The organism is Vibrio sp. 10N.247.311.14, assembly GCF_041467715.1.
In the GTDB taxonomy this organism is placed as follows: Bacteria; Pseudomonadota; Gammaproteobacteria; order Enterobacterales; family Vibrionaceae; genus Vibrio; species Vibrio crassostreae_C.
Map to the genome: position 1 here is coordinate 54,743 of NZ_JBFSVE010000010.1, position 24,539 is coordinate 79,281.

At 43.7% G+C, this 24,539-nt stretch carries 20 protein-coding genes and 2 pseudogenes; 7 read left to right on the forward strand and 15 right to left on the reverse strand.

The genetic code is table 11. The annotated features are described in order from the left end of the window. Positions 1–262: 262 nt before the first annotated feature. On the forward strand, positions 263–1,240 hold the full coding sequence (locus tag AB6F11_RS05545; protein WP_004733564.1) for a DUF1852 domain-containing protein: 978 nt from the start codon (positions 263–265) through the stop codon (positions 1,238–1,240). 45 nt (positions 1,241–1,285) lie between these two features. Continuing rightward, positions 1,286–2,314: a methionine synthase gene (locus AB6F11_RS05550; protein ID WP_102394506.1), complete on the forward strand. Its 1,029-nt coding sequence runs from the start codon at positions 1,286–1,288 to the stop codon at positions 2,312–2,314. A gap of 211 nt (positions 2,315–2,525) precedes the next feature. On the opposite strand, the gene AB6F11_RS05555 is transcribed toward AB6F11_RS05550, so the two are convergent. The 8 genes from AB6F11_RS05555 to AB6F11_RS05590 form a co-directional block, all read right to left on the reverse strand. Further along, complete coding sequence (locus AB6F11_RS05555) at positions 2,526–2,927, reverse strand: hypothetical protein (RefSeq protein ID WP_102394505.1); 402 nt, start codon at positions 2,925–2,927, stop codon at positions 2,526–2,528. Beyond that, a complete protein-coding gene (locus AB6F11_RS05560; RefSeq protein ID WP_102394504.1) occupies positions 2,920–3,369 on the reverse strand; it encodes an N-acetyltransferase in 450 nt (149 codons plus the stop codon). Before AB6F11_RS05560 ends, AB6F11_RS05555 begins: the two co-directional genes overlap by 8 nt. A 202-nt stretch (positions 3,370–3,571) precedes the next feature. Further along, positions 3,572–4,126: a hypothetical protein gene (locus AB6F11_RS05565; RefSeq protein WP_102394503.1), complete on the reverse strand. Its 555-nt coding sequence runs from the start codon at positions 4,124–4,126 to the stop codon at positions 3,572–3,574. After that, entirely contained in the window at positions 4,101–4,556 is a 456-nt protein-coding gene (locus AB6F11_RS05570; protein ID WP_102394502.1) for a hypothetical protein, read from the reverse strand. Before AB6F11_RS05570 ends, AB6F11_RS05565 begins: the two co-directional genes overlap by 26 nt. 199 nt (positions 4,557–4,755) lie before the next feature. Continuing rightward, a complete protein-coding gene (locus tag AB6F11_RS05575) occupies positions 4,756–5,256 on the reverse strand; it encodes an opioid growth factor receptor-related protein (protein ID WP_102394501.1) in 501 nt (166 codons plus the stop codon). Positions 5,257–5,723: 467 nt separating this feature from the next. Continuing rightward, positions 5,724–6,197: a response regulator gene (locus tag AB6F11_RS05580; protein WP_102394500.1), complete on the reverse strand. Its 474-nt coding sequence runs from the start codon at positions 6,195–6,197 to the stop codon at positions 5,724–5,726. After that, positions 6,184–7,539, reverse strand: a complete 1,356-nt coding sequence (locus AB6F11_RS05585) for an ATP-binding protein (RefSeq protein WP_102394499.1) — start codon at positions 7,537–7,539, stop codon at positions 6,184–6,186. Before AB6F11_RS05585 ends, AB6F11_RS05580 begins: the two co-directional genes overlap by 14 nt. 6 nt (positions 7,540–7,545) lie before the next feature. Beyond that, a complete protein-coding gene (locus AB6F11_RS05590) occupies positions 7,546–8,964 on the reverse strand; it encodes a DASS family sodium-coupled anion symporter (protein WP_102394498.1) in 1,419 nt (472 codons plus the stop codon). 484 nt (positions 8,965–9,448) lie between these two features. On the opposite strand from AB6F11_RS05590, the gene AB6F11_RS05595 reads away from it, so the two are divergent. Together AB6F11_RS05595 and AB6F11_RS05600 are read left to right on the forward strand one after the other, a co-directional pair. Next, positions 9,449–12,466, forward strand: a complete 3,018-nt coding sequence (locus tag AB6F11_RS05595; RefSeq protein ID WP_372179393.1) for an EAL domain-containing protein — start codon at positions 9,449–9,451, stop codon at positions 12,464–12,466. Positions 12,467–12,588: 122 nt separating this feature from the next. After that, positions 12,589–12,699, forward strand: a pseudogene (locus AB6F11_RS05600) (DUF3103 family protein); the annotation flags it as partial. A gap of 146 nt (positions 12,700–12,845) precedes the next feature. Here the strand turns inward: AB6F11_RS05600 and AB6F11_RS05605 are convergent. Further along, positions 12,846–13,163 (reverse strand): Dabb family protein, encoded by a 318-nt coding sequence (locus AB6F11_RS05605; protein WP_102394497.1) that lies wholly within the window; start codon positions 13,161–13,163, stop codon positions 12,846–12,848. Between the two features lie 213 nt (positions 13,164–13,376). Continuing rightward, entirely contained in the window at positions 13,377–13,616 is a 240-nt protein-coding gene (locus AB6F11_RS05610; RefSeq protein WP_017069969.1) for a hypothetical protein, read from the reverse strand. An 81-nt stretch (positions 13,617–13,697) separates the two neighbouring features. On the opposite strand from AB6F11_RS05610, the pseudogene AB6F11_RS05615 reads away from it, so the two are divergent. Further along, a pseudogene (locus AB6F11_RS05615) lies at positions 13,698–13,808 on the forward strand (LysR family transcriptional regulator); the annotation flags it as partial. Between the two features lie 159 nt (positions 13,809–13,967). Here AB6F11_RS05615 and tnaA read toward each other — a convergent pair. The 3 genes from tnaA to AB6F11_RS05630 all read right to left on the reverse strand — a co-directional run bounded on the left by tnaA (position 13,968) and on the right by AB6F11_RS05630 (position 18,979). Next, a complete protein-coding gene (gene tnaA, locus AB6F11_RS05620; RefSeq protein WP_102394496.1) occupies positions 13,968–15,440 on the reverse strand; it encodes a tryptophanase in 1,473 nt (490 codons plus the stop codon). Positions 15,441–16,200: 760 nt separating this feature from the next. Beyond that, positions 16,201–17,877 (reverse strand): GTPase family protein, encoded by a 1,677-nt coding sequence (locus tag AB6F11_RS05625; RefSeq protein ID WP_102394495.1) that lies wholly within the window; start codon positions 17,875–17,877, stop codon positions 16,201–16,203. Next, positions 17,864–18,979: a YcjF family protein gene (locus tag AB6F11_RS05630; protein WP_102394494.1), complete on the reverse strand. Its 1,116-nt coding sequence runs from the start codon at positions 18,977–18,979 to the stop codon at positions 17,864–17,866. The genes AB6F11_RS05625 and AB6F11_RS05630 overlap by 14 nt, the downstream gene beginning before the upstream one ends. Before the next feature lie 239 nt (positions 18,980–19,218). Between AB6F11_RS05630 and AB6F11_RS05635 the strand changes: the two genes are divergently transcribed. Next, positions 19,219–19,731 (forward strand): peptide-methionine (S)-S-oxide reductase, encoded by a 513-nt coding sequence (locus AB6F11_RS05635; protein ID WP_102394493.1) that lies wholly within the window; start codon positions 19,219–19,221, stop codon positions 19,729–19,731. 167 nt (positions 19,732–19,898) lie between these two features. Here the strand turns inward: AB6F11_RS05635 and AB6F11_RS05640 are convergent, their stop codons facing one another. Together AB6F11_RS05640 and AB6F11_RS05645 are read right to left on the reverse strand one after the other, a co-directional pair. Then, positions 19,899–21,515, reverse strand: coding sequence for a polysaccharide lyase 6 family protein (locus tag AB6F11_RS05640; protein WP_017069965.1), 1,617 nt, complete (start codon positions 21,513–21,515; stop codon positions 19,899–19,901). A gap of 85 nt (positions 21,516–21,600) precedes the next feature. Then, the gene (locus AB6F11_RS05645; protein WP_017067389.1) at positions 21,601–23,373 is read right to left on the reverse strand and encodes a sodium:solute symporter family transporter; all 1,773 of its coding nucleotides are present in this window, start codon (positions 23,371–23,373) and stop codon (positions 21,601–21,603) included. A gap of 509 nt (positions 23,374–23,882) precedes the next feature. On the opposite strand from AB6F11_RS05645, the gene AB6F11_RS05650 reads away from it, so the two are divergent. Next, on the forward strand, positions 23,883–24,494 hold the full coding sequence (locus AB6F11_RS05650) for a toxin-antitoxin system YwqK family antitoxin (protein ID WP_017061462.1): 612 nt from the start codon (positions 23,883–23,885) through the stop codon (positions 24,492–24,494). The last annotated feature ends 45 nt before the right edge of the window (positions 24,495–24,539 follow it).

Below are 24,539 nucleotides of genomic sequence, written 5' to 3' on the forward strand. Positions count from 1 at the left end.
AACTGACACCGGCTTAAATATTCAAACAGAATAGATCATGAATATTCCTCATGTTCAATGTGAAGTAATACCATTGTTAATGGTGAACCTATCAACGTATAAAAACCTTAAGCGATTAACTTTATACGACATTAATTCTACTAAGCATTGATGTCAGACAGCATAGCCTTCGATTCTTAATCCGGTCACAAGCAAAAAATAAAAGCCGTTTTAATACTAAAGACCGAGAGAATCAGAAAACAAATTGGGATACTAAATCAGCATGAATAAAGAATTTAATTTTACGATTAAGAGCATTAGCCTCGACGAAAACTACCAGCCTGCAGACAGCACGCGTATCACAACCAACTTTGCTAACCTGGCTAGAGGCGACAGCCGCCAAGCGAACTTGCGTAATGCGCTACAAATGATCGATAACAGTTTCAACGCGTTAGCACACTGGGACAATCCTAAGGGCGACCGTTACTCTGTTGAGCTTGAAATCATTTCTGTTGATATGGACATTGAAAGCAACGGCGAAGCATTCCCTTCAATTGAAGTACTGAAAACCAATATCCTGGACCGAAAAACGAACGAGCGTATTGAAGGTATTATCGGAAATAACTTCTCTTCTTATGTTCGAGATTATGACTTTAGCGTACGTCTATTGGATCATAATAAAGGCCAAGATAAATTCAGCATTCCAGAAGATTTTGGTGATTTACACGGCAAGCTATTTAAATATTTCGTTAACTCTGACGCTTACAAAAAGAACTTTAATAAGCCACCTGTTATTTGCTTGAGCGTGTCAGATAATAAAACCTATTACCGCACTGAAAACCAACACCCAGTATTAGGTTTTGAATACCAGCCGAATGAGTCTTCTTTAACTGAGCAATATTTTAAGAAGATGGGCTTACAGGTTCGTTATTTCATGCCGCCAAACAGTGTTGCACCTTTGGCTTTCTATTTCTTTGGTGATCTACTGAACGATTACTCGAACCTAGAGCTTATCAGCACCATCAGTACCATGGGCACGTTCCAGAAAATCTACCGTCCTGAGATTTACAACGCAAACGCGGTTGCGGGCAACTGTTACCAACCAAACTTGAAAAACTTGGATCACTCGCTGACTCAAATCGTGTACGACCGTGAAGAACGAAGCCAGCTAGCGGTTGAACAAGGTAAATTCGCAGAAGAGAATTTCATTAAGCCATACCAATCAGTTCTAGAGAACTGGTCGGCAAATTACGCACTTTAATCGTCTATTGCGCTCTCAAACCACCCAAGGATAGGCAGTATTATTATGAAAACACTATTACCGACTTCAACAGCGGGCAGCTTGCCGAAGCCGTCTTGGCTTGCACAACCAGAGACGCTTTGGTCGCCATGGAAACTTCAAGGCGCAGAACTCACAGATGGCAAACAAGATGCGCTGCGTGTCTCTCTGCACGAGCAGCAGCAAGCAGGCATTGATATTGTGAGTGACGGTGAGCAAACACGTCAGCACTTTGTAACGACCTTCATTGAACACTTGAATGGTGTTGATTTTGAAAAGCGTGAAACCGTTAAAATCCGCGACCGTTACGATGCAAGTGTCCCTACAGTCGTTGGCCCTGTTTCTCGTCAGAAATCCGTGTTTGTCGAAGATGCGAAATTCTTACGTCAACAAACCGATCAACCGATCAAATGGGCTCTGCCGGGGCCTATGACCATGATTGATACACTTTACGATGCGCATTACCCAAGCCGTGAAAAACTCGCGTGGGAATTTGCGAAGATCCTCAACGAAGAAGCAAAAGAGTTAGAGGCTGCAGGCGTTGATATTATTCAGTTCGATGAACCTGCGTTTAACGTGTTTTTTGATGAAGTGAATGATTGGGGCATCGCGTGCTTAGAAAGAGCCATCGAAGGGCTTAAGTGCGAAACAGCAGTGCATATTTGTTATGGATACGGCATTAAAGCCAATACGGATTGGAAAAAAACGTTAGGCACCGAGTGGCGCCAATACGAAGAAGTATTTCCTAAGCTGCAGCAATCGAATATCGATATCATCTCTTTAGAGTGTCACAACTCTCATGTACCTCTTGAGCTACTTGAACTGGTGCGAGGCAAGAAAGTGATGGTTGGTGCGATTGATGTGGCAACCGATTCAATTGAAACACCAGAAGAAGTGGCTAACACTCTACGAGAAACACTTAAGTACGTTGATGCAGACAAGCTCTACCCTTGCACTAACTGCGGCATGGCACCCCTACCTCGCGAAATTGCCTCAGCGAAGCTTAATGCGCTCAGTGCTGGCGCAGAGATCGTTCGTAAAGAGCTTTCAGCGTAACGCTTTCCTAAAGAACAAAAACTATGCCTTTAAGCTTAAGTATCATATTGATGCTTAGGCTTTTTGTTATGTGAGTTAATGAGCTTTACGCGCTGCTTACCAGGTTTTATCTAGGTCTTGAGCATATAAAGAGATCGCTCGTTGGTACTCTTTAATCGCATCGCTATTCGTCGTGGAAACTAAAAGCTCAAGTAACAGCGATGTCGCTTCTTTATGGCGACCTAGTTCGACACGCTAACATACGGCTCCGTTCTTCTTTGCTCATTGCGCCTTTAGAAAGGTAAATATTGTGTTTCTGCATTGCACCTTTCGTGTATGAAAGCTTGATGAATGAGCCAATTTCAAACGGAAGAAAGCTACGCTGTAAAGTCACATCACAAGCAACGCCATTTAAACGTACATGACCGTTCGTGATTTCAAACGAGCTATCGCGAAGCTTCCACCACAACATTAGAATTTTTATTAATGGAGGAACACAAATTATCAGCCCTATGGTTAGCAGCGATGAACGATCACCGTCTGATATCCAATAGACAAGACCTAGTGCAATAACAATAAACAGCAACTCTGAAAATAAGTATTTAACAAAATTTAGTTGGATACGGTTATCCATGACACTCTCTCAATGATGACCCTAAAGGCAGCTCCATTTCAACGAGCCCTTTCACTTCAGACAACTGAGTAAAACCTTTTAATTGATAAAGCTTAATCGCGGGATTCTCACTGAACACACGTAGCACTAACTGAGTTGATGCTTGATTGTTCGCATGTTCAATAGCTAAATCGAGACACTTAGAGCCAAAACCTCGACCTTGATAGTCAGCTAATATCTGCAAGTCCCTAAGAAACGTTGTACCACTGGCGTAACTGAAGCGAACAACACCAATACGGCTATCCCCCACATAAATTTCATAGTTATCCAGTTCATCCCAGCTACGTAAAAACTGGCTATGACCCCAAGCGATTCCACGCGCATCGTAGTAACTCGCCATATTCGTTTTGGTGATCTGCTCTGCGAACTTAGGATCTGAACCTTTGACCAACCTTACTTCCATATTGTGTCCTTTTTTTTCAAATCACATCTGAATACGGCATAGAAAAATGCCGCATATGTTGAATCACTTTGAAGGGCTAACTATTGATCTTACCGACCGCACCGCATTTTGGTAACTCACCCGCGGGTTGTTTCCCCAGTACGCCAAGACGTAAACACCTAGTATCTGTGAAGTCCAAAGCAATGCCGATATCAGACAAGCGCTATAAACCTCGGGGAGCATAGCGATTGCCTTGTGATATTTTTCGTCTGGAATTGTCCCTTGCACTTCCATGATGCTCCAAAGTGACGTTAATCGGCGTATAACCTATCCAGAATAAAACCCATGAGCCAGCAGCAACAGGAGATAAAAACAGAAACGGCTTTAACCATCGGTGGGGAAACAAGAAATATAAAAGCATAGACACATACAATACACCAAGAAACAGACTCCAAGAGCGCACGTTAATATTAGCAATCCAATACCTTTCTTCAGCATACATAAACAAAACAACGGTTCCCAAAATACTCGCAAACATAAGTTTGCCGATATTAGTCGTCCTCTTTATCCGAAATAGTACATAACTTAGTATGGTCACCAAGACGGCAAACCACGCCATAATGTCCCAGTCCATTGAGAAAAAGCGTGGAGCATAAGTGTTGTTAAGTATGACAACGCCCAGCAACACTCCGATTGATAAGTACGCGATGCCCAGCCGTACCATGAACCAACCTAGCTTTTTCATTACTTCATTATTCATCAGCGCCAAAACTATCATCCAGCTTTTCTATAAACCAACTTCCTTGGCACGGTCCATTGGTTAAGTGCCATCGGCCATCAAATCTATTGCCACTGCCATGTGCGGAAAAACGATAATCCCATTGGCGATGTTTAGCATATAAACGTAAGTCGCCGCTTTCCGTAACCCAGCCCTCTAACGGTGTACCGTTGTAGGTAAGCCTTAGGGTAGCCTTACCCTCACGAATGGTTCCGGTAATAGTTGTGCGTTCACACATATTATTGCCAGTGGTGTTAATACGGCGGCCTAGCCACTCACTGTCGAAATCGATAGAAGGAACAAATTGGGGACTATCCGGAAGTTTAGGAAACGACTCGGAATTACTGGACCCGAACCACTGAAGCTCACGACCAACAAGGAAGAAGACAACAAAGCCGATTGATATCGCTATCACAAATCCCTTTTTCATTAGCCTCTTCCTAATCCGCTGACCTTAAGAAAAGAACCCTAACATAATGAAAAGTAATAACTTACCATCAGTTTAATTAACTTTGATATATTCCACAAATTGCATTCAAATGTTGAATATAGAGAAAGCGGCATCGTACAAAATACCGCGCATTGAGAATCAATTATGAGCAGTGCCGGAAGCTCTGCACAGAAAAACCCTAACCTTCCAAGGCATTGCGCCAATACTGAACGGTTTTCTCCGACACCGAGCCAGCCTCGGTCGCCGCTGATACTATGAAGTCACATAACCGAGCCGCAACCTCTTCATTACCCAACAAGTACAAACTGCGAATGGCTCGCGTTAACCTTAGCTGGTTATGGTCATGATTCTTTAACCATACGTGATTAGCCGGGCTAAGTGGTAACGATGAAGATATTTCACTCCCGTTTCGCTGCATACCCCAAAACTCAAGCATCAGATCAAGCACTTGTAGATGAGCTGTGCGGAGCGCTTCTGAATTAGCAAAAAGCACCTTATCTTCTTGAGTAACCAACGGGGCATGTTGATTAAACTTAGTCCCCTCATCTATTGGGAAGAACACTTGAATGTACTTATGGTCATGCTCCAACCAAAAATGATTGTAAGCCAATAACTGTTCTATATTTCGACCAAATTTGTCCGGCGCTTCACCAGATATAAAGCGAGCAATCTCACTCATTTTAAAATCCTACTGACTATAAACCCCCACTTGTGGGCGAATGCATTAATACGCAGTAAGCCGTCAAAAGCCTAGTCCTTTACGTTGTAAGTACCGATTTGGCTTAGAACTCCACGTCCCACGCGTTAGGAATCACTTTTGAATAATTTCGACTTACTTTTCTAACAAACGACACGGGAACTCTGCGACACATTTTAGCTCTGCTGTATGTTCAGGGAATCGTTCCTGAAGAAAACACAATGCATCCGTTGGCGTTGGCGTTGGCGTAGCGTATGAGTTTTAGACTAAAGCCAGCAACCAGTGTGTTAATAACTGAGTACCAAAACCTGAACGACTAAAAGAGGTAGGTAAAATAAGCAGCGAAAGATTACATCTTTCAAAGAAAAACCCTTCAGAAAGCGTCCTTCGGTGCATAGAATTTCAAGCGACTTACACTAGTGAATAATGTAAGTCGCTAACATAAGAGGCTAACGCAAGCTTCTGAACACAACCTGCTGGTCGAGTTCATTCTGATAGTCCGTGTAATCAAGCCCTTGATCAAATATGTACTCAGTGACAAGAGTGCGAATGCATTCAACTAATGTGCTTGCTTGCCAAGGCTTTTCAAAGTAACGGTCGATACCTGCTGCATTAATCGCATTGATGGTATCGGTGTGAGTGGCCTGCCCCGTAAGAAGAATTTTCTTTGTATTCGGAAAGCGGCTGTCATGGAATACTTCAGTGAGTAACTCCACGCCCGTTTTCCCTGGCATCACATGATCGGACACGATGACGGTAATGTGTTCGCCTTCTGCGTCAAGTTCATCAATGAGATCAAGCACTTCTAGCGCTGATTCACAATCTTCAATATTCAACCAACTCGCCAGCGGCTCTAAATCTTGTACCACTGCGCTCAGTACTTCTCTCTGGTCATCGACACAGATTAAATTAAGCTTCTCCATGTTCACCCTCTACTGGTAACTTGATTCTAAATACAGTTTTAGAAGCATCACTTTTCACAATGATACTTCCGCCATAACCCGCCACAATCCGCTTAACTATTGATAAACCCAAGCCCAATCCAAACGATAAACCACCTTTTTTAGTGGTGAAGTTGGGCTGAAATACCTTTCTACGAGTCGCCTCGTCTATCTCAGGGCCGTTATTCGCGATCGTAACTAATATCCTTTTCTTACTTAATCTGGTTTGAATCTCTATTGCGGCATCGTCTGAATTCGACATTGCATCACAAGCATTCTTTACAATGTTGACCCAAATCTGAACGAGCTCTGTTTTCGAGCCTTTAAAAGACGGTAAATCCGCAGGGCTCAATCGCACAGACACTCTACGTAACTCACTTTGTAGCAACGATAAGGCATGGTTAATGGAGTCGTTAATATCAACCGCTTCTTCGGTGTCGATATCAACTCTGCCAAGTTGTTTAACCGATTTTACGATGCCGACGGTGTGTCTAGATGCCAAACGCAAATCATGTAAATCACAGCCCATCTGCCAAAAACGAATCGCTTCTTCTGGTTTTTTCAGCCAATGCTTTGAAATAACGTCTGTTGCAGATAAAGCATCAATTGGAATCGCCTTTGCAAGAGAGCGAGCAATGTTCTTGTCTAAACCATATTTTCTTTCAAATTGTCGCCCACGTGTTCGCGCTTCTGACGACGACGTTTTCTGACCATGCATTAACCCAAAATCGAAAAATTGACTGGCTTCTGGATGCACTTCTTCAAGTAGCTCCATGATGACCGTTTCAAGTCGGCCAGATTTACTATTTACTACACCAATAGCGTTGTTAAGCTCATGGGCAATCCCTGCAGCCAATTGACCCAAGGTCGTCATTTGCTCAGCAGTATGTAACTTCTCTAGCGCTTTTTGTTTCGCTATCGCTTCTTGTGTTGCACGGCGTTGACGACGCGACAACTCGTTGACGATCACAGGTGTGAACTGTGCGGTAAGAGGGCCAAAGTTACGTTCATCTTCTGCAGGCGTGTCTTTATCGATCCACGCTAACTCAACATCGGTTTTAGCAACAACCGTTGAAGATGCTGTCCAATTACCTGAAAAGAAGCTATGAACGCCAATAAAAGCCCCACTACCCGCGCTAAACACTCGCACTTGCGGTGTATTCGCTTCGGAATAAAATCCTTCCAGTTCTCCACTAAACACATAATACAAACGAGTGTTTAACGCTGATTGTTCAATAATGGTGTTACCGGCACGGCACGTCACCCGACGTTCGGTCTGATTAAAATAACGATCGATAAGTGCTTCTAGCTTTTGTTGATACACGTATCGTTATCCTATGTGACCAATTGAATGTAGCACCCACACCATAACAAAACTCAGTAGCACACCAACCACACCCAAAATAATACCGATTCTGGCCATTTGATTACTTTGCACATGACCCGTGGCATGAGCCAACGCATTCGGTGGCGTACTGATTGGCAGCGACATACCTAATGAAGCAGCAAAAGTCACAACCAGAATTAACGTTAACTCACCGCCTAGTGGCGTGAGTGAAGCCATAGACGAACCTAATGCAGCCATAATTGGCATTAACAAGTTAGCCGTTGCGGTATGAGACATAAAGTTTGCCATTACCAAACACAAGAACGCCGCTCCGAACAACACCACATATGGTGAGTAAGCATCAAACGGAATGCTGTGTACCACGAGCTTTGCTAATCCAGTTTTATCGAGCGCTAAACCAAGCGCAATACCACCTGATACAAGCCACAATACGTCCCAAGAAATTTTCTTCAGGTCTTCTTTATTGATGATCCCTGTGAGTGAGAACACAGCGACAGGAATCAGAGCGACGGTGTAAGAGTTCATGCCATGGCTTGAACCCATTAACCAAAGAATGATGGTCAGCGCAAAAGTGACGTACACCGCAATAGCTTTGGGTGTTTTAAGGAATTTACCTTTAATACTTAGTTCGATTTTCTTTTGGTCAGCTTTGTACATAAAGCCTATTAAAAACCACGCTAACGCCATCATAATAACGACAAACGGCACACCAAATGCCATCCATTCACCGAACGTAATGAGGTTGTCGCCAACTAAATATTTAAGTGCGATAGCGTTCGGCGGGGTACCGATCGGGGTACCAATGCCACCGATGTTAGCGGCAACAGGGATACAAAGCGCAAACGCTATACGACCGGGGTCTTTCGGGCCAAACACAGCCAGTACCGGCGTTAAAATAGATAGCATCATTGCCGTTGTTGCCGTGTTAGACATAAACATCGAAAAGATACCAGTGATCAACATTAAGCCGAGCATCACAAACTTTGGGTCTTGTCCAAATGGCTTTAACAACACGCGAGCTAAGTTTACGTCTAATCGATATTTAGTGGCAGCCATCGCTAAGAAGAAACCACCTAAAAACAGCATGATGATTGGGCTAGCGAATGTCGCCATGATATCGCTGTATTTTAACAACTCACCAAAATGTTCCTCCCCATGCTCAAACCTTAAAAAGATCAGCCCTTTATCCGACAACATCAACAATTGCAGAACGATAATAACAACAGACGTCGCGTAGATCGGGATGGGCTCGAACACCCAACACAATGCCGCTAATAAAAAGATCGCGATAACGCGTTGTTGAATAATCGTAAGGCCTTCAAATGGAAACGCTGATAGCGGCATTACGAGGATAATGAAAGGAATTAAAATAGGGATAATGTATTTAATATAGGGGCGCATAGCACAAAAACTCTTCCTGAGATAACAACTACTTAGAAATTAGATTTAAAGTTCTAATTTAGATCCGACAACGAATTATCGACCTCTTATCACTATCTCACTATCGGCTAGATCAATGATTACGTAATCGCGATATCCCCTTTTTCGATTTTGTGCGCTACCTCTACGTTTGTATGTCATTTATTGTTGCAATTAAATTCAGGAGAGTGGTTTCTGCGTTTCTAGTCATAATCCGTTCCGGTTATTCTAGGTACTGTCAGAACAGATCAGTCGCTTAAGTCATGTCCATAAATTGAGGACCGCTTCTGAGTAACCTCTCAAATATATGAGTTAGACTTACTCGGATTGTGCGTGGTTTTGCATTTCCTTTTGCCGTAAGTTTATTTTCAAGCTCGCTTAGTAGAGCATGGAAGAAATAATAAAAAGATACCTATTCTCCCCCGAAAACAGTTCTACACAACACAACTTTCGACCGGCTAATAACATGACTATTGTTACATCTAAAAAACGTCCTACCGTTGGCATTGTGCTGCCTATGCTCAGTGGCTTCTACATGGGCGAGCTAAATGCAACCCTTAGAAGGCTTGCGAAAAACCATAAAGTCAATCTGATCTTCATCCGCTCGGGTGAGCGAAGAGATTTTAAACTTCCTATATATTTTAATCATCTCGATGCCCTTGTGGTCGTTCTCCATGCAGCGACAGTAAAGTTGATCGAAGAAGCTATAAACGCAAACATTCCAGTCATTTCTATTGGAGCAAGCTATGCGCCGCTGCCCGTTGAGCAGTATTATAGTGTGCAAAGCGATGGTGTCACTAAGCTCTATGAATGGTTACAAAGTCAAGGACACGAAGAAATCGGCTTTTGTGGCGATCTCACTGTTAATGATATCAGGTCTCGCTTCAAAGCGTATCAACGCACGGTGATTGATCATAAAGGCTCATTCAACCAACGCCATTTCTTCCGCGTGTCGAATTGTTCTCTATCTGGGGGACGAGAAGCCGCAATAGAATTTATACAGCGTAAATCCAAATGCACTGCGGTTATCTGCGCAACTGACCACAATGCTGTAGGTATGATGGAGCAACTGTCTCACAGCAATATCTCGGTACCTGACGATGTCGCCATCGTAGGCATTGATAATATTTTCGTCGGTCAACAATTCAATCCCAAGTTAACAACAGTAGACCAACAGCTTGAGCTTCTAGCGACGCAAGTATTTCACCGCGTGTTGGAACGTATTTCTGGGAAGCCTTTTAATAATGCCAATAATAGTGTCCCGCAAAAGCTCATCGTTCATCAGTCTTGCGGTAACACAAACCCAGATCTCGAACATAAAGAAGATATCAACTCAACTCGCCAAATCCTCTTAAATGTGCAAGGGCGTTCTCCCGCTGAGATATTCGAAAATTTCTATTCACAAGCACAAGGAGGTTTTGACTCAATTAGAGATGCTCAAAGCCTTTACGGAAACAATCTTGACTGGGCCTGTCTCGCTGAGTGTAATTCGGAGCAATACACTATTAGGAAATGGGTAGAAAAAGGCATGACTCAGCCAACTACCCTACCGCAACAAACAGATATTCAAGACGATATTCGCAATTTCCCATTTTTCGAACGCTATGATCATTTCGTTGCTTCCATTCTTCCTATCAACTCAGGGCAAGAAGATCACTGGAAGCTCGTCGCTGTTGTTGATTCATTGCAAGATCACCAAGATATCGGTACACAATCGGTATTCAACAATTATTTAGATATGCTCGCACTGTTCATCGAGCGCGACGAGCTTATCAATACAAGTAACAATCGTCAGAAGAACTCCCAACAGTTGTTGCAACAGCTCAAAGTAGTATCTAACAGCTCAAACGATGGTATCTGGGATTGGGACTTACTAACCAATACTCTTGTCTGGAACAGTCGGTTAACCAAAATGATTGGCTGTCAAGATACCTTTTCTGATCGTAAGTTAGGATGTGACCATCTGTTCCAATATATACACTCAGAAGACTTAGAACTTCTCGAGTCCGCCATTCATAACCACTTAAACGAAGAAGTACCGTTCAAATGTGAATTCAGGATGAAGACGCAACATCGCGGATATATCTGGGTTCATGCCAGTGGCTCAGCGGTTCATAATGCAGAAGGGCAGGCTGTGCGCTTCATTGGCTCAATGACGGATGTAACTCAAGAGCGAGAAGATGCGGAAAAGATTCAACACATGGCGTATTATGATGCGCTTACTGGCATCGCTAATCGCCGGAAAATAATGGAAAGCATCGCGCAACACATTGTGAATCGACCTAACCAAAAACGCGCGGTCATGTTGATGGATCTTAACCGTTTTAAGATTATCAACGACTCTTTTGGTCATCACGTCGGTGATGCACTTCTTTGCCACGTGACCAAACATATTCAGAACGTGCTATCAAGTGAACACCTTGTCGCACGTTTGGGAGGTGACGAATTCTTGTTTTTGTGTAATGTCAGTTCCGAAGCAGACATCAACGCACTCGCCACGCAGATTTTAAATGCCGTTCAAAACCCATTGATCGTTGATGATATTGAGATTATCAGCCAAGGAAGCCTAGGCATCGCTATGTATCCTTATGATGGCGTAAGTGCCGAAGAATTAATTAAGCAGGCCGACATTGCCATGTATCAAGCTAAAAAGCTGGGAGGACAAAGCTATCTCAACTTTCAAAGGTCAATGGCAAAAGAGACGGAAAACATAATCGAAATAGAGCACCAACTCAGTCGTGCCATCGCTCAACAAGAAATAAAGGTGCACTACCAACCTCAATATTGTGGGCAAGATGAAAAGATTACTGCTGTTGAAGCACTAGCAAGATGGGAATCTCCAACATTGGGGGATGTCCCTCCTGACCAGTTTATCGAGGTTGCTGAATCAGCTGGCCTAATCAGCAAGCTTGGTGAATGTATCATTCATCGAGTTTGTAAGGATGTTGAAGGATCTGAATGGCTACAAACCATGAGCCATATTTCCATTAATATCAGTGCAAAACAGCTGATACAGCCTCACTTCGCTCAAGAAATCATTCGAACTATTCGCCAATACCAGCTTCCTTTGACGTTATTCTGTATTGAGATAACCGAGTCAGCAGCAATTGTCGATTACGAGTTATGCATAAACTCACTTAAAGAACTACACGATGTAGGAATTTCTATCTCTCTTGACGATTTTGGCACGGGATTCTCTTCTCTATCTTTACTAAAGCAACTTCCACTAAGTGAAGTAAAGATCGACCGTTCATTTATCTCTGACATAACTCAAGGGCAGACCAACTTAGACTTCGTCAACACTATGATCATGATGGGTAAAAGCTTGGGCTATCGTGTTGTAGCTGAAGGGGTGGAAACTGCTGATCATAACCAACGCCTAAACGGACTGGGGATAGATCTGCTGCAAGGTTATTACTTCAGTAAACCTCGACCATTAAGTGAACTGGAATCAGAAGTGGCTATCAAATTGACTAGAGCTTAACCGTGGCACAACGGCATTATTTAAAAGTAATGCCATTCTTATTCACGCTTTGCGTTAACTTTACTGCCTATTGGCAGGTTAACGGAATAAAAATGAGCGTAAACAGTAGATGACATAAAGGTCGTTTAGAACCACAGATAGACCTCGTTGAGATGCCTTATCTGGACTACGACAAACAGACGTACTACCCCAATCAGACAGTTATCTTCTGGCCTCGCTACCGCTGGGGCGCAGGCGGGAATGCTGTCGCATCGTTTGCACCAGTCACTATTTCGCCAACAGAGTAAGTCGTTTCTTATTGAGTTAGGGCTTAATCGCTAGGCCCTAACTCTTCATTATCGAAGGTAAGTAAAACACAAGAGACCTACTCAGAACCTAATTACAGGGAGTAATCAAACACAATGATGTCTTCTAAAAGCGGACGAAACACATCTTTCAGCGCATCATGCTCAGGGTGCGGAAGGTAATTCTGACGGCCTTCTTCATCGGCGAACGTCATTAACACCGAGTGGGTATAACCTTGATTCTTGTTTTCAGGGCTGTCATTTAATCCCCATTCTATTGAAGTGACCCCTTCAACCTTGTTTGGCATCGCTTCAAACAACATCTTTAGTTTTTGAACCTCTGAAGCCTCAGCGTTTTCTTTAAACTTAATCAGTAGAATATGACGAATCATTCCCGTTTCTTTTTGAGTCATTCCTAGTCCTTTCGAGCGTTCGCTTACTGGTTTGTAATGCTTAACCAACACCTAATAGCGATCTAAATTAGAGAACAACAAAATGCCACACGTTACACAACATGCCAAGGCTAGATCGCTAGAGTTTATAAAATACTCCACAACCCAATAACGAAAAATGCTGCACCCGAGGGCCCAGCATTTCTCATGACAATGGTAAGCACATCTTTAACGTTAATCACGACGACCTGTAAGCTGGATCGTTTGGTCTTGATCAACGTTCTTTTGGAATTTTATTCCGCCATTAGCGGCGTCATTTCTTCCTTCAAGCACTGGATCAGATTCAACACGCTCAGCCTTTACTTGATTGCCTTCGCTTCTCATCATATCGAGAGTACTCGCATAAGTACCGTCAGCCGCGAAAGCCGTGTTCATAGATAAAGCCATCAATCCAAGTGCGATTAACTTGTTCATACATCACCTCATTGTATTTCTAATTCTTTGTTCGTTTGGTATCTGTGTTTTTGTTGGGGTAACTTTAACAATCGAACATGAACCATAGATGTGAGCTATGTGATGAGCTGCCGCCGCTCGCAAAAAGACGCACCTTTGAATCAGTGGTTATTCCAAATGCTAAAGTCTACGCTAAAAAACAAACAAGCGTAGTTCAACATCTAAAGGCCTAAATGATTACCGGGTTAACTGCTTAAAGGCTTAACCGCTTAGCTGCTTAACGACATAACTCCCCTACCATCCAAAAAAAGAAAAGGCTCCCGAGGGAGCCTTTGATTAGGGTTCTAGTGACTATTCGCTTATGTTTTTATTTTAAAATGCTTCTTCGAGCGTTTGTTCGTTCTTTTTTTCTGTTTGTTTCTCGCTGGTCTCTACCTCTTTCAAGCGCGCAGTGAAGTGTCTTAACACCGGCGGCTCGTAGGTAAAATCGAGCCCTTTCACTTGTCCTGCATTCTCTTTCACTTTTTCGAATGCTTCGATAATGAAGTCCATGTGTGTTTGTGTGTAGGTCGCGCGAGGAATGGTAAGGCGCAACAACTCAGCAGGACATGGGTGTTGTTCACCTGTTGCTGGGTCGCGTCCTTGCAGCAAAGACCCAATCTCAACCGCTCTGATACCCGCGACTTTATAGAGTTCGCACGCCAAAGCATGTGCGGGAAACTGACCAGCCGGGATATGAGGCAGCAATTTACCCGCATCGACAAACGCAGCATGACCGCCTGCTTGCTGGCACACGATGCCCATCGCTTCTAAGCCATCAACAAGGTATTGAACCTGGCCAATACGGTACTCTAACCAATCTTGGCGCATGCCGTCATAAAGGCCAACCGCAAGACGCTCCATCGCGCCACCTTCTAAGCCACCATAGGTTGGGAAGCCCTCTTGCACGACACACAAGGTTCGACACTCTGTGTACACATCCATGAAAGCGTCGTCTTTAAAGCACAACAAGCCGCCCATTTGTACCATGGCATCTTTCTTGGCAGACATAGCTAAACCATCCGCGTATTTGTAAGACTCACGCGTGATCTGTTCGATTGTCCAATCCTGATAACCCGCTTCACGTTGTTGAATGAAGTAGGCATTTTCTGCGTAGCGTGCCGAGTCCATGATCACAGGAATATCGTACTTCTGAGCGATTTCATACACGGCTTTTAGATTGGCGATAGACACTGGCTGTCCACCAGCAGAGTTACAAGTAATGGTGCTCACAATGTAGGGAACATTGGCTGCGCCCGCTTCTAAGATCGCTTCTTCCAGCTTCACCACATCGAAGTTGCCTTTGAAATCCGCGTTCACTGAGGTATCGAACGCTTCTTTGGTATAAACGTTCTTCGCCACACAGCAATTCACTTGGGTGTGGCCTTGTGTTGTATCGAAGAAGTAGTTCGACAAGGCGACCATTTTGCTGCGATCGAGCCCTTTCTCCATTTCACGCTTCTTAATAAGAACCGGAATGTAGATCTGCTCTGCACCGCGTCCTTGGTGTGTTGGAATCGTCAACTCGTAACCGAAGATATCCTTAACCGCATTCGACAATGCGTAGTAACTGCGGCTACCACTGTAAGCTTCATCACCCATTAACATCGCGGCTTGCATACGCTGAGTGATAGATCCTGTTCCGCTGTCTGTCAGTAAGTCGATAAACACATCATCACTGTCGAGCAAAAATGGGTTCATGCCCGCGTCGACAATGGCTTGTTCACGATAGGCGCGAGTTGTTCTTTTTACTGGCTCTACAACACGAATACGAAACGGTTCTGGTAGATGTTTGAAGTTTTCCATAATAATACCTTTCAATACATTCCGAACAGGTCGAAATGTATTTTCTTTAGATGTCACGAGTCCTCACTATTAAATTAATAGTTCCGTATAAAGATACACAGAAAATTAACAGTGAAAATAAACAAATTAAATAATGACTTATTAATCAAACCTAAACAGAGGCTAAGATAATTAGCGAGAACGACAAAAAACGAATACCCTACACGGAATAATAAGTGCGACATTCATACGTTCAAAGGTTATCAAAGCTGCTGATACGTAAACAAAGCTCGCTGCTTTGCTGGCGCGTGACGCCTAGAGGGTACTACTCTGAAGAAAGGTGGAACGAGAGTTGGTGATCTAAGGTATACCAAGCTAACAAGGTTAGCCAAGTTGTTGATTGCCATTTCAGATACATGTTCACAATATATCCCTACGTTGAAATCAAGATGATCCGAAGTTTAAATATAGTGCAATTGTTTTATAAATACAGCTTAAAAAAGTATAAATGTGATCAATATTTAGAATGATGATTAAATACGATAGCGTGTTATATAAAATGTGAATCACAGCTGTTTATATACTATTAAACTAGTTCAGCGAGAACCTTAATAATATCAAATCCCTTTTGAAATCAACACCTCTCTAATAAGGGGCGAAGATAGCTGTTTTCTAAAAAAGCCATCATCTAATAAAGCCAAGATCCAAAACTCGCCGATCTAGAAAAGATAAATTCTGATGAGGCTCAAACCTCACCAGAACCGTATTCGCAGTGAATGACTTACTTCTTCTTCACGGCTTGCTTGATGGCCATTTCAGCCAGTTTTGGTGTCGCCGCTTTCAATACGCTGGGTGCCACCTTCTTACCCACTTTGACTGCTTTATTCAGTTGGCCTTTAACCGACGAGCCTCTTTTCATGGCTTCTAAACGTTGGCGGTTTCTCTGAACGTTATTTGCGTCAGCGATACGCTCTATCAACGTCTGCCTTAAAGTATCTAAACCAAACTGTACCTTTTCTGGCGCAATCGCCAGCGGTAACACGATATCGGTTTGCAGCAATATATGATTGTATTCGAGCGCTTGAGCAATGATCTTCGCTTTGGTCGATGTTGGATTCTCTAAGTCATACGGTGGCTGCCAATCGTCTACAGGCTTTAATCTGTCTACCTGATTCACAACCGACACCACAATCGGTTTCTTGCGTGAGATGTTCTTAGGATCGTCATAGAAAGCATCAAATCTATCTTTCAATTGCTTATCCAAATCACGTGCAGACTGATTGGCTTTAAGCACCCATAGCACCACATCCGCTTGGGTCATCTCTTTCAGCATTAAGGCTTCGGTTTTAGGATTGCCATCAAGCCCCTGAAGATCAACAACGCGAACATCATTGTCGTCGACAAACGCGTTATACACCGTTGAAGTGTCGGTTGATGGCAGCACATCCACTTCTGCAACCAACTCTTGCTTGAGTGCATTGATAAGTGAAGATTTACCCGAACTGGTTTGTCCCACCAGCACGATTCGCACGGGTTCTAATTCAGGAGCAAAGCGTTGTTCGTCGAGCTCAGACACATCCGACGCTCTCAGTGCTTCATCTTCAATGCTGAAACGTCCGCTATAGAGATCAATCGCCACCGCCGCAACTTCATCTAATAAGGCTTGTTTAGCGGCGTATTGCATGTCATCAACCACACCTCTTGTCATTGAAGACGTCGCTTGCTCTCTCCCTAAATCAGAAACAACTTTTAGCGGGTTCAAATAGAGGTTTTTGAGGTGATTCCCCCAAATAGCGGCCTTAACGATCTTCTGCCCTAGCTCGCCATATTTATCATAGGCTTCGTAGCCCGCCTTAATGTAAGAAACCTTGAGATACTCAATGCCCGGTATATGCTCTCGCACTACCAGTTTGTAGCGTCGGCTTACCTCTTCGAACAGCTTTAGCCCTTCAGGAATCGAGAAATCGAGCGATTTCTTATCAAACTTTTTCGCCACAAACTCAAGTACTTCTAAACCGGTTTGGTCTAGGTTACCCCACTCTATGTCGACCATTAATTGTTGGCGTACATGGTGTTTTGAATCATTCCAGATCGACAGTTCTTTTTGAGACCAATCAGCCGAAGCCTTAACCAATGCATCGTTGATATCAGCTTTTTTATGCTGTGATTCAGCTTCAGCAGTATCCTCGCCAAGGCCGCCACTCTCTTTATTCGAGAAAGACTCTTTATTTGAAGAGCGGCTTGAAGAACGGCTAGAAATGAATAAAGGAATGGTGAACACCAAGGTACTCACTGCAATGGCAATCGACATTTCGAGTAGATAACCGTATTTGATCGCCAAGAAGACACCAAAACCCATCATGATAATGCTTGGGAAGATCGCCGAAATCAGGGCAATGCCCCAGCGTCCGCTCGATAGCACCGCCAGTAATCGAAATAGGTTTCTAATTTTCTTCATAACCCGACGCCGCCTTTCCTTTTTTCAGAGATTCTTTGTAGATCTTCTGCATCTCTTGTTCAGACACTTCTTCACCTTTGTTCTTGTGATAGAAGTAAAAACAAGCCGCGCGACCTAAACCATAAGAGGTGCCGAAACTCATTGCCGCTGCAGCCACCGCACCTACCGTTTGACCATAAACTGGAATCAGCTTTATCAACTGTCGAGTGCCCAGCTTCATTCCGTATTGCAAAGCAAAGCTGCTTCCCAGAGTGCCTATCAACTCACTAAAGACTCTCTTATTCCATTCGACCCCATATTGATTGGCCAAGCTGTGAAGCATTTTGGCTTGAATCGCAGGTACCGACACCAAACCAACACCCGGAATCAGGTCACTCGCTGCGGCACTTCCTGCATACCAAAGCACTTCGTTTTCTACTTGATCAAAGTTGGCTTCTTCTTGCGTGGAATGTTCTTTGTCTTGCACCATCATTCCTATCACCGGAAGAATACTGCTCAGCTTTTCTAACAAGATGTCATAGTTGTAAACCGCTTCGCTGTTAGACATAGCGTTGTCATCCGTTTCGAAATCGACCGCTACCGATTCAAACTCTTTACCCCAAGCCTTCTCTACTTGGTTGGTGTTGAACTGAATTTGCCTTGCTCGATCTGGTTCACAGGAAGACAACACCGCCGTATGAACCAGCAACAAGTGTTTAATCTTCTTCTGTTTCTTAATCTGTTTTAGAGCCGTAAGCACAGCGGATTGTTCAGGTTCGTCGGCTTTCATTACAACGACTAACGCATTACCTGCCTGACCAATCTCTTCCAAATCCTCTTTCGCATCGTAATTCGCTTCGCTGAGTCCTCTGGTATCAAGAAACCTCATCACGGGTTTGTCTTGCGGAAACTCATACGACATCGCCGTCATGGTACAAGGCGCAAAACCATTGCCCACTTCTACAGAAGAGTCGCCCGTGACCGCTTGAATAAACGATGACTTGCCCGCCCCCGTTTTGCCCAACAGCCACAATGTAGGAAGATGCTTGCGCTGATATTCATGAGCCTGAGTCAAGTCTGGGTTCTTGCTCGGATTAATGAAGTCTTTTATTTGATCAAACATGTTTAGAGTAACGCTCACTTGATGTTGAGATTCGAGTTGATGACAAAGCAATACTGACTTATATAATCACAAATCATATTAAACTTATGTTTGTTCAGTCGCACAGGTTTACAATGCCTAAACGCTTGTTTTTATTTGCGCGCTCATTTTTATAGACGCTTTTTTATACGTACGGGTATCATCGTATTGATTCGGGTACCTAACGAACATCAACAAACACAGAGAGCTCAAAGAGAAGTATGGAACAAATTTATTTAGCTGGCGGCTGCTTGTGGGGTGTACAAGAATTTATTAAGTACGTTCCTGGTGTTATCAGCACAGAAGCAGGCCGTGCTAATGGAAGCGCCCAGCCAACAGAGAACAAAGCGACACAAAGCGACGGCACACAAAGCGATTACAATGGCTACGCGGAGTGCGTACAAATTGAATTTGATCCAAACATCACGTCAGTCACGATTTTGATGGAACACTTGTTTGAGATTATCGACCCTTACAGCTTGAATAAACAAGGTGTCGATGTCGGAGAGAAATACCGCACAGGTGTATACAGCACTAATGCAGAACACTTAACCGAAGCTAAGCACTATGTTGCCTCTCGTGACGACGCCGACCGTATCGCACTCGAGATATTGCCATTGACCAATTATGTTGCCAGCGACGACATCCACCAGCATCATTTGAGCCTATTTCCTGAAGATCATCACTTATGCCATATCCCTTGGGATCTGCTGCATAAGTATAAATCACAGTAGTCACGACGTAAGATCGAGATAGTCACAACCTAAGATCGATAAAGCCTCAACAGACATTATCTGTTGAGGCTTTTTAAGTGTTAATGGTCAAGACAGCTATCGTGAATTGATTTGATAGCTCAAACCATTAAGCATTAGCCATTAAGTAATGACCCATAGCCAATAACTTACTTAGTCGTATTCTCAAGCACGTAGTCCGGACCCGCTGTTTCAGCCGTCACGACCGCAAGTTTAGACACGTCTGCACCTTCGCCTTGATAAGCGTTGATACCGTTCTCAACCGTCATTTTTGGCAGTTCAACCGAATAGCTTTCAATCAACCCAGAATCCGTTACTTGACCTACGTAAGTTTCGTCTGTGTAGGTTGCGCCGACTAATGGGTAATCTTGCGTTGCACGCACACTTACAAATTCAGGAGATTGCGAGTTATCAACCACGTTGTGTTTGAACGCCACATCAACGCCCGCATAAATGCCTTCCACTTCTGCGTTGTCAAACAAACTTACACGGTGGCTTTGGTTGCCGTAAACAATGCCCCACTCAGTGTCGACTAGAGAGTTATTCTCGATGGTGATGTTTTTCGGTGTCCACTGCTTGTTCAGCTCTTTGCCTTTCACCGATTGATCTAGCTGCTCACCATTCGCTACGTCGATAATACCTGTGTTAATAACAATGCCGCCACGTAGGTCAGCGTTGCCTTCGATCAAACCATCGCGGCCTCGAGTGTTTGCAATGTAGTTATTGCGAATCACATGATCTTCATCGTAGATACGGACGCCGCCGGTTAGGCGCTTTCCATTGCCAAGAATCATGTTGTTCTCAACCGTGTTGCCTTTTCCGTGACGCAGTGAAATAAGCGCGGTGCTTTGGAAAATAGTATTACCTGAGATCGTGTTGTCGCCCGACTTAATCGAGATAAGCTCACGCTCACCATCCATATCGATCATCAGGTTGTTCACGAACTTAGAACTTGAATCCCACTGTGAAGCTTTAGAATCACCAATACGGATCGCTTCCCAGCTGTTGCCGTTGTAACGAATCGCTTCTTTGATATCGAATTCATTGAATTGGTTAGGCTTTTGATCCATGAAGATATTATTTGCGATCAGGTGGTTGTCGGCTGTGTCATCTTTTTGTACACCGATCAAAGTGCCGCGTTTTTGCTTACCTTCGAAACGGTTGTTGATGACTTTGCCATCTTTACCCCATAGAGAAACCCATAGGTACTTTGGATACTCAGAACGACGCTCGTCTGGCTCGTACGTGTAATCATGGTTGAAGTAGTAGAATGTTGAGTTTTGCAGCGTGTTGCCATTACCCATCATACGTACTGCACCAAAGCGTTCGTTAGGACCGCCCTCAGTAAATACCAAGCCATCAAGCGTGATGTCATCGCCTTTCAGTTCAAACTGAATCAAACCAGTGATCCACGCAGAGCCTGCTTGCTCAGCCTTGATAGTGATGTCATTCGCCGTGATCGTCACTTGACCTAAGTTCGCGTATTTACCGGCAGGGATAACCACTTCGTCGCCATCTTTTAGGTTTTCAAATTGTGCTTTAAGCGCAGCCACTTGCTCTTCCGAAGCAACGGCTAAAGTGTCGCCATCTACCTCTGTTAAGCGGTCACTGCTCAATAGGTAACTACGGTCAATTTCGCTAACAGCAGGCGTAGCTTGTTCAGCGACACTGACTACGGGTGCTGTTTTTTCTTGTGTTGTACAGCCTGTTGCAAAAGCGAGTGTGAACGCGCTAATAATGCTTACCGATAATAGTTTTTTGTTCATCGTACATCTCACATTAAAGTTTGGATTATAAAAATGACGACCACCCGTTCAGGTGGCCGTGATGTTATTTAGGATGCGTATTAAATTAGCCTTCGGCTGGAGTCACTTCGTCTTGTTGCTCGACTTTGTCATCGACTGCTTTAACAAGTAACAGACCAACAGAGAACACAATCAAGCCACACAGAACGAATACCATGCGTCCCCACATTGGGTTTGGCAGTACGAACATAGTCATTACGCCCACACCCGCTACCGCGATAAGTGAACCCAACATACGACGTTGCTTGTTATCCAGTTTCTTCTGTTCATTACTTTCAGCAACTAGTGGCGTCGCTAGGTTGTTGAAGAACTTGTCTACGTCTTTCTCACGGTGCTCAGCAAGAGGCTTGTAGAACAGTGTTGAAAGAACAAAGAAGCCAGCAGTAAATATGATGTGACCGATAAGGCCGATAGCCACTTTCAGGTCAGCCCACTCACGGCCAGTTAGTTCATTTAGACCGAACCAGTTTTGAATCATGTCCGCAGTGATAACGAAACCAACGAAGTAAGAAACCACACCACCTACAACTAGCGTGCCCCAACCTGCCCAATCCGGTGTTTTACGGATGAAGAAGCCACAGAATGCTGGAATTGTCATTGGGAAGCCGATCAATGCGCCCACGTACATCATGGTGTCGAAAAGGCTCAGACCTTTAAGAGAGTTGATGAACAGAGCAACCAAGATGATCGCGATACCGAAGAAGGTAGACGTTAGTTTAGAAACAACCATTAGCTCTTTCTCTGTCGCTTTAGGACGAAGAATCGGCTCGTAGAAGTTCTTAACGAAGATACCTGAGTTACGGTTTAGACCTGAGTCCATTGAAGACATTGTTGCTGCGAACATAGCGGCAATCAGAAGGCCAACCATACCTGCAGGCATGTATTCTTGAACGAAGTAAAGGTAAGCGAAGTCAGCGGCTTTGCTGCCAGCTTCTGGGTAAGCAGCTGCTAAATCAACACCTTGACCAGCCATGAACCAAGAAGGCATGAACCAGATGATTGGACCAAGCGTCATTAGTACACAAGCAAGCAGTGCTGCTTTACGTGCGTTGTTTGAATCTTTTGCAGCAAGGTAACGGTAAGAGTTAAGCATGTTGTTGGTAATGCTGAACTGCTTTAAGAAGATGAACACAGCCCAGATGCTGAAGATGCTCATGTAATTAAGGTTGTCACCCGTGATGAACGAATCCGTTGGGAAGTCGCTAATGATCTGCGTAACACCGCCACCGTGGTAAATAGCAACGACTGCACATGTCACCGTTACTGCCATGATGATAACCATCTGCATAAAGTCAGATGCGATTACCGCCCAAGAGCCGCCCGTCACTGACATCACCAGTACAACCAGACCCGTTAGGACAATCGTCGTTGTCATATCAAAGCCGAAGATACCCGATGCGATGATTGCTAGACCATTCAACCAAATACCTGCAGAGATAACGCTGTTTGGCATACCAGACCAAGTAAATACTTGCTCATTCACCTTACCAAAACGCATACGAATCGCTTCAATTACCGTCACAACACGCAGTTGACGGAACTTCGGAGCGAAGTAAAGGTAGTTCATTAGGTAACCGAATGCGTTCGCGATGAAGATAATCGCTACGGCAAAGCCATCGGTAAAGGCTTTACCTGCTGCACCAGTAAATGTCCAAGCACTGAACTGGGTCATAAATGCGGTTGCACCTACCATCCACCACAGCATATTACCTCCCCCACGGAAGTAATCACTTGTCGTACTTGTAAACGTTCGAAACATCCACCCTATCGCAATTAAGAATAGGAAGTAGATGCCAACTATCAGGGTATTGAGTTCCATCGTTAGACCTTTTATTTATGTTTTTTTGTTGAGGTCACTATAAATAAATGGCAAGCATATTTGTACTACAATAATCCAAATGCGTGACAATGATCTTACAGTCTGACACTCAATTAATCATACAAGTGATCGAGTTCAAAGTTGCACCACCTAGGAGCGCAATTCCTCAAGTCAGTGCAGTTATCCGCACTAAATTTCGACCAAAACCCCGAAAAACATGAACAAAGTCTCTAAAAATCGAAGATTCATCGTTAAAAACTATTATTCTTGACGATCAAAGCTTAAAGAAGAGCAGCAAAAATATCGTTAGATATAATTTATAAAAATGAATTAAACCAATGCATTTGTAGTACAAATAAGATCGATAATTTGCTTTTAAAAGTTCCCTATATTAGGCAGCCAATAATGAAAACTTGAAAACCACTATTAGATACTGACAGGGATACACGGAAGTGAAATGCTTTTAACACACCCGTTACACTTTCCCCGTCCAATAAAAAGGTGTCATTATGAAGAAATACGTTCCAATCTTAATTGCTCTTAGTACGGTATCTTCTATGAGCTATGCAGCAACACCGCGTGAAGATGCTGTTGACTACTTACAGATGCGTAAAGGCGTGGCTTACCAAGTAAACCATTCAAAACCTTTCACTGGTCAATTTGAAGAGAAGTTCGATAACGGCCAAGTCGCGACCCAAGCTCAGTTTGCCGATGGCTTAGAACTTGGGCTAGAAACTAACTGGTATCCGAATGGCCAAGTCGCTTCTAAAGTGAATTACGTAAAAGGTGAACTGCAAGGCAAAGCTGAAACCTGGTATCCAAACGGACAGAAAAAAGCAGAACTCAATTATAAAGACAATGAACTATCAGGCACCGCCTCTCGCTGGTATCCCAATGGGGAACAAAGCTTGACAGCTGAATACAGCGACGGACAAAAAGATGGATTGGTAACGGACTACTACCCGAACGGTAATAAGGCCAGCCAAGCGAAGTTTGATGAAGGTGAAGTCGCGAACGGAAAACTTACTCGCTGGAATACTAACGGTGACAAAGTTGAAGAACTGACCTTTAAAGATCACAAAGTCACCTCTAAACAGGTGTGGATGCCTACAGAAAGCTAAGCCTCAAGAACAGCTCTCACGGAGCTCTTTGATATAACTAAACGC

Coding starts and splice junctions, on each gene's coding strand:
- AB6F11_RS05545 (WP_004733564.1), top strand. CDS start 263: ATGAATAAAGAATTTAATTTTACGATTAAGAGCATTAGCCTCGACGAA.
- AB6F11_RS05550 (WP_102394506.1), top strand. CDS start 1,286: ATGAAAACACTATTACCGACTTCAACAGCGGGCAGCTTGCCGAAGCCG.
- AB6F11_RS05555 (WP_102394505.1), bottom strand. CDS start 2,927: ATGGATAACCGTATCCAACTAAATTTTGTTAAATACTTATTTTCAGAG.
- AB6F11_RS05560 (WP_102394504.1), bottom strand. CDS start 3,369: ATGGAAGTAAGGTTGGTCAAAGGTTCAGATCCTAAGTTCGCAGAGCAG.
- AB6F11_RS05565 (WP_102394503.1), bottom strand. CDS start 4,126: ATGATAGTTTTGGCGCTGATGAATAATGAAGTAATGAAAAAGCTAGGT.
- AB6F11_RS05570 (WP_102394502.1), bottom strand. CDS start 4,556: ATGAAAAAGGGATTTGTGATAGCGATATCAATCGGCTTTGTTGTCTTC.
- AB6F11_RS05575 (WP_102394501.1), bottom strand. CDS start 5,256: ATGAGTGAGATTGCTCGCTTTATATCTGGTGAAGCGCCGGACAAATTT.
- AB6F11_RS05580 (WP_102394500.1), bottom strand. CDS start 6,197: ATGGAGAAGCTTAATTTAATCTGTGTCGATGACCAGAGAGAAGTACTG.
- AB6F11_RS05590 (WP_102394498.1), bottom strand. CDS start 8,964: ATGCGCCCCTATATTAAATACATTATCCCTATTTTAATTCCTTTCATT.
- AB6F11_RS05595 (WP_372179393.1), top strand. CDS start 9,449: ATGACTATTGTTACATCTAAAAAACGTCCTACCGTTGGCATTGTGCTG.
- AB6F11_RS05605 (WP_102394497.1), bottom strand. CDS start 13,163: ATGACTCAAAAAGAAACGGGAATGATTCGTCATATTCTACTGATTAAG.
- AB6F11_RS05610 (WP_017069969.1), bottom strand. CDS start 13,616: ATGAACAAGTTAATCGCACTTGGATTGATGGCTTTATCTATGAACACG.
- tnaA (WP_102394496.1), bottom strand. CDS start 15,440: ATGGAAAACTTCAAACATCTACCAGAACCGTTTCGTATTCGTGTTGTA.
- AB6F11_RS05625 (WP_102394495.1), bottom strand. CDS start 17,877: ATGAAGAAAATTAGAAACCTATTTCGATTACTGGCGGTGCTATCGAGC.
- AB6F11_RS05630 (WP_102394494.1), bottom strand. CDS start 18,979: ATGTTTGATCAAATAAAAGACTTCATTAATCCGAGCAAGAACCCAGAC.
- AB6F11_RS05635 (WP_102394493.1), top strand. CDS start 19,219: ATGGAACAAATTTATTTAGCTGGCGGCTGCTTGTGGGGTGTACAAGAA.
- AB6F11_RS05640 (WP_017069965.1), bottom strand. CDS start 21,515: ATGAACAAAAAACTATTATCGGTAAGCATTATTAGCGCGTTCACACTC.
- AB6F11_RS05645 (WP_017067389.1), bottom strand. CDS start 23,373: ATGGAACTCAATACCCTGATAGTTGGCATCTACTTCCTATTCTTAATT.
- AB6F11_RS05650 (WP_017061462.1), top strand. CDS start 23,883: ATGAAGAAATACGTTCCAATCTTAATTGCTCTTAGTACGGTATCTTCT.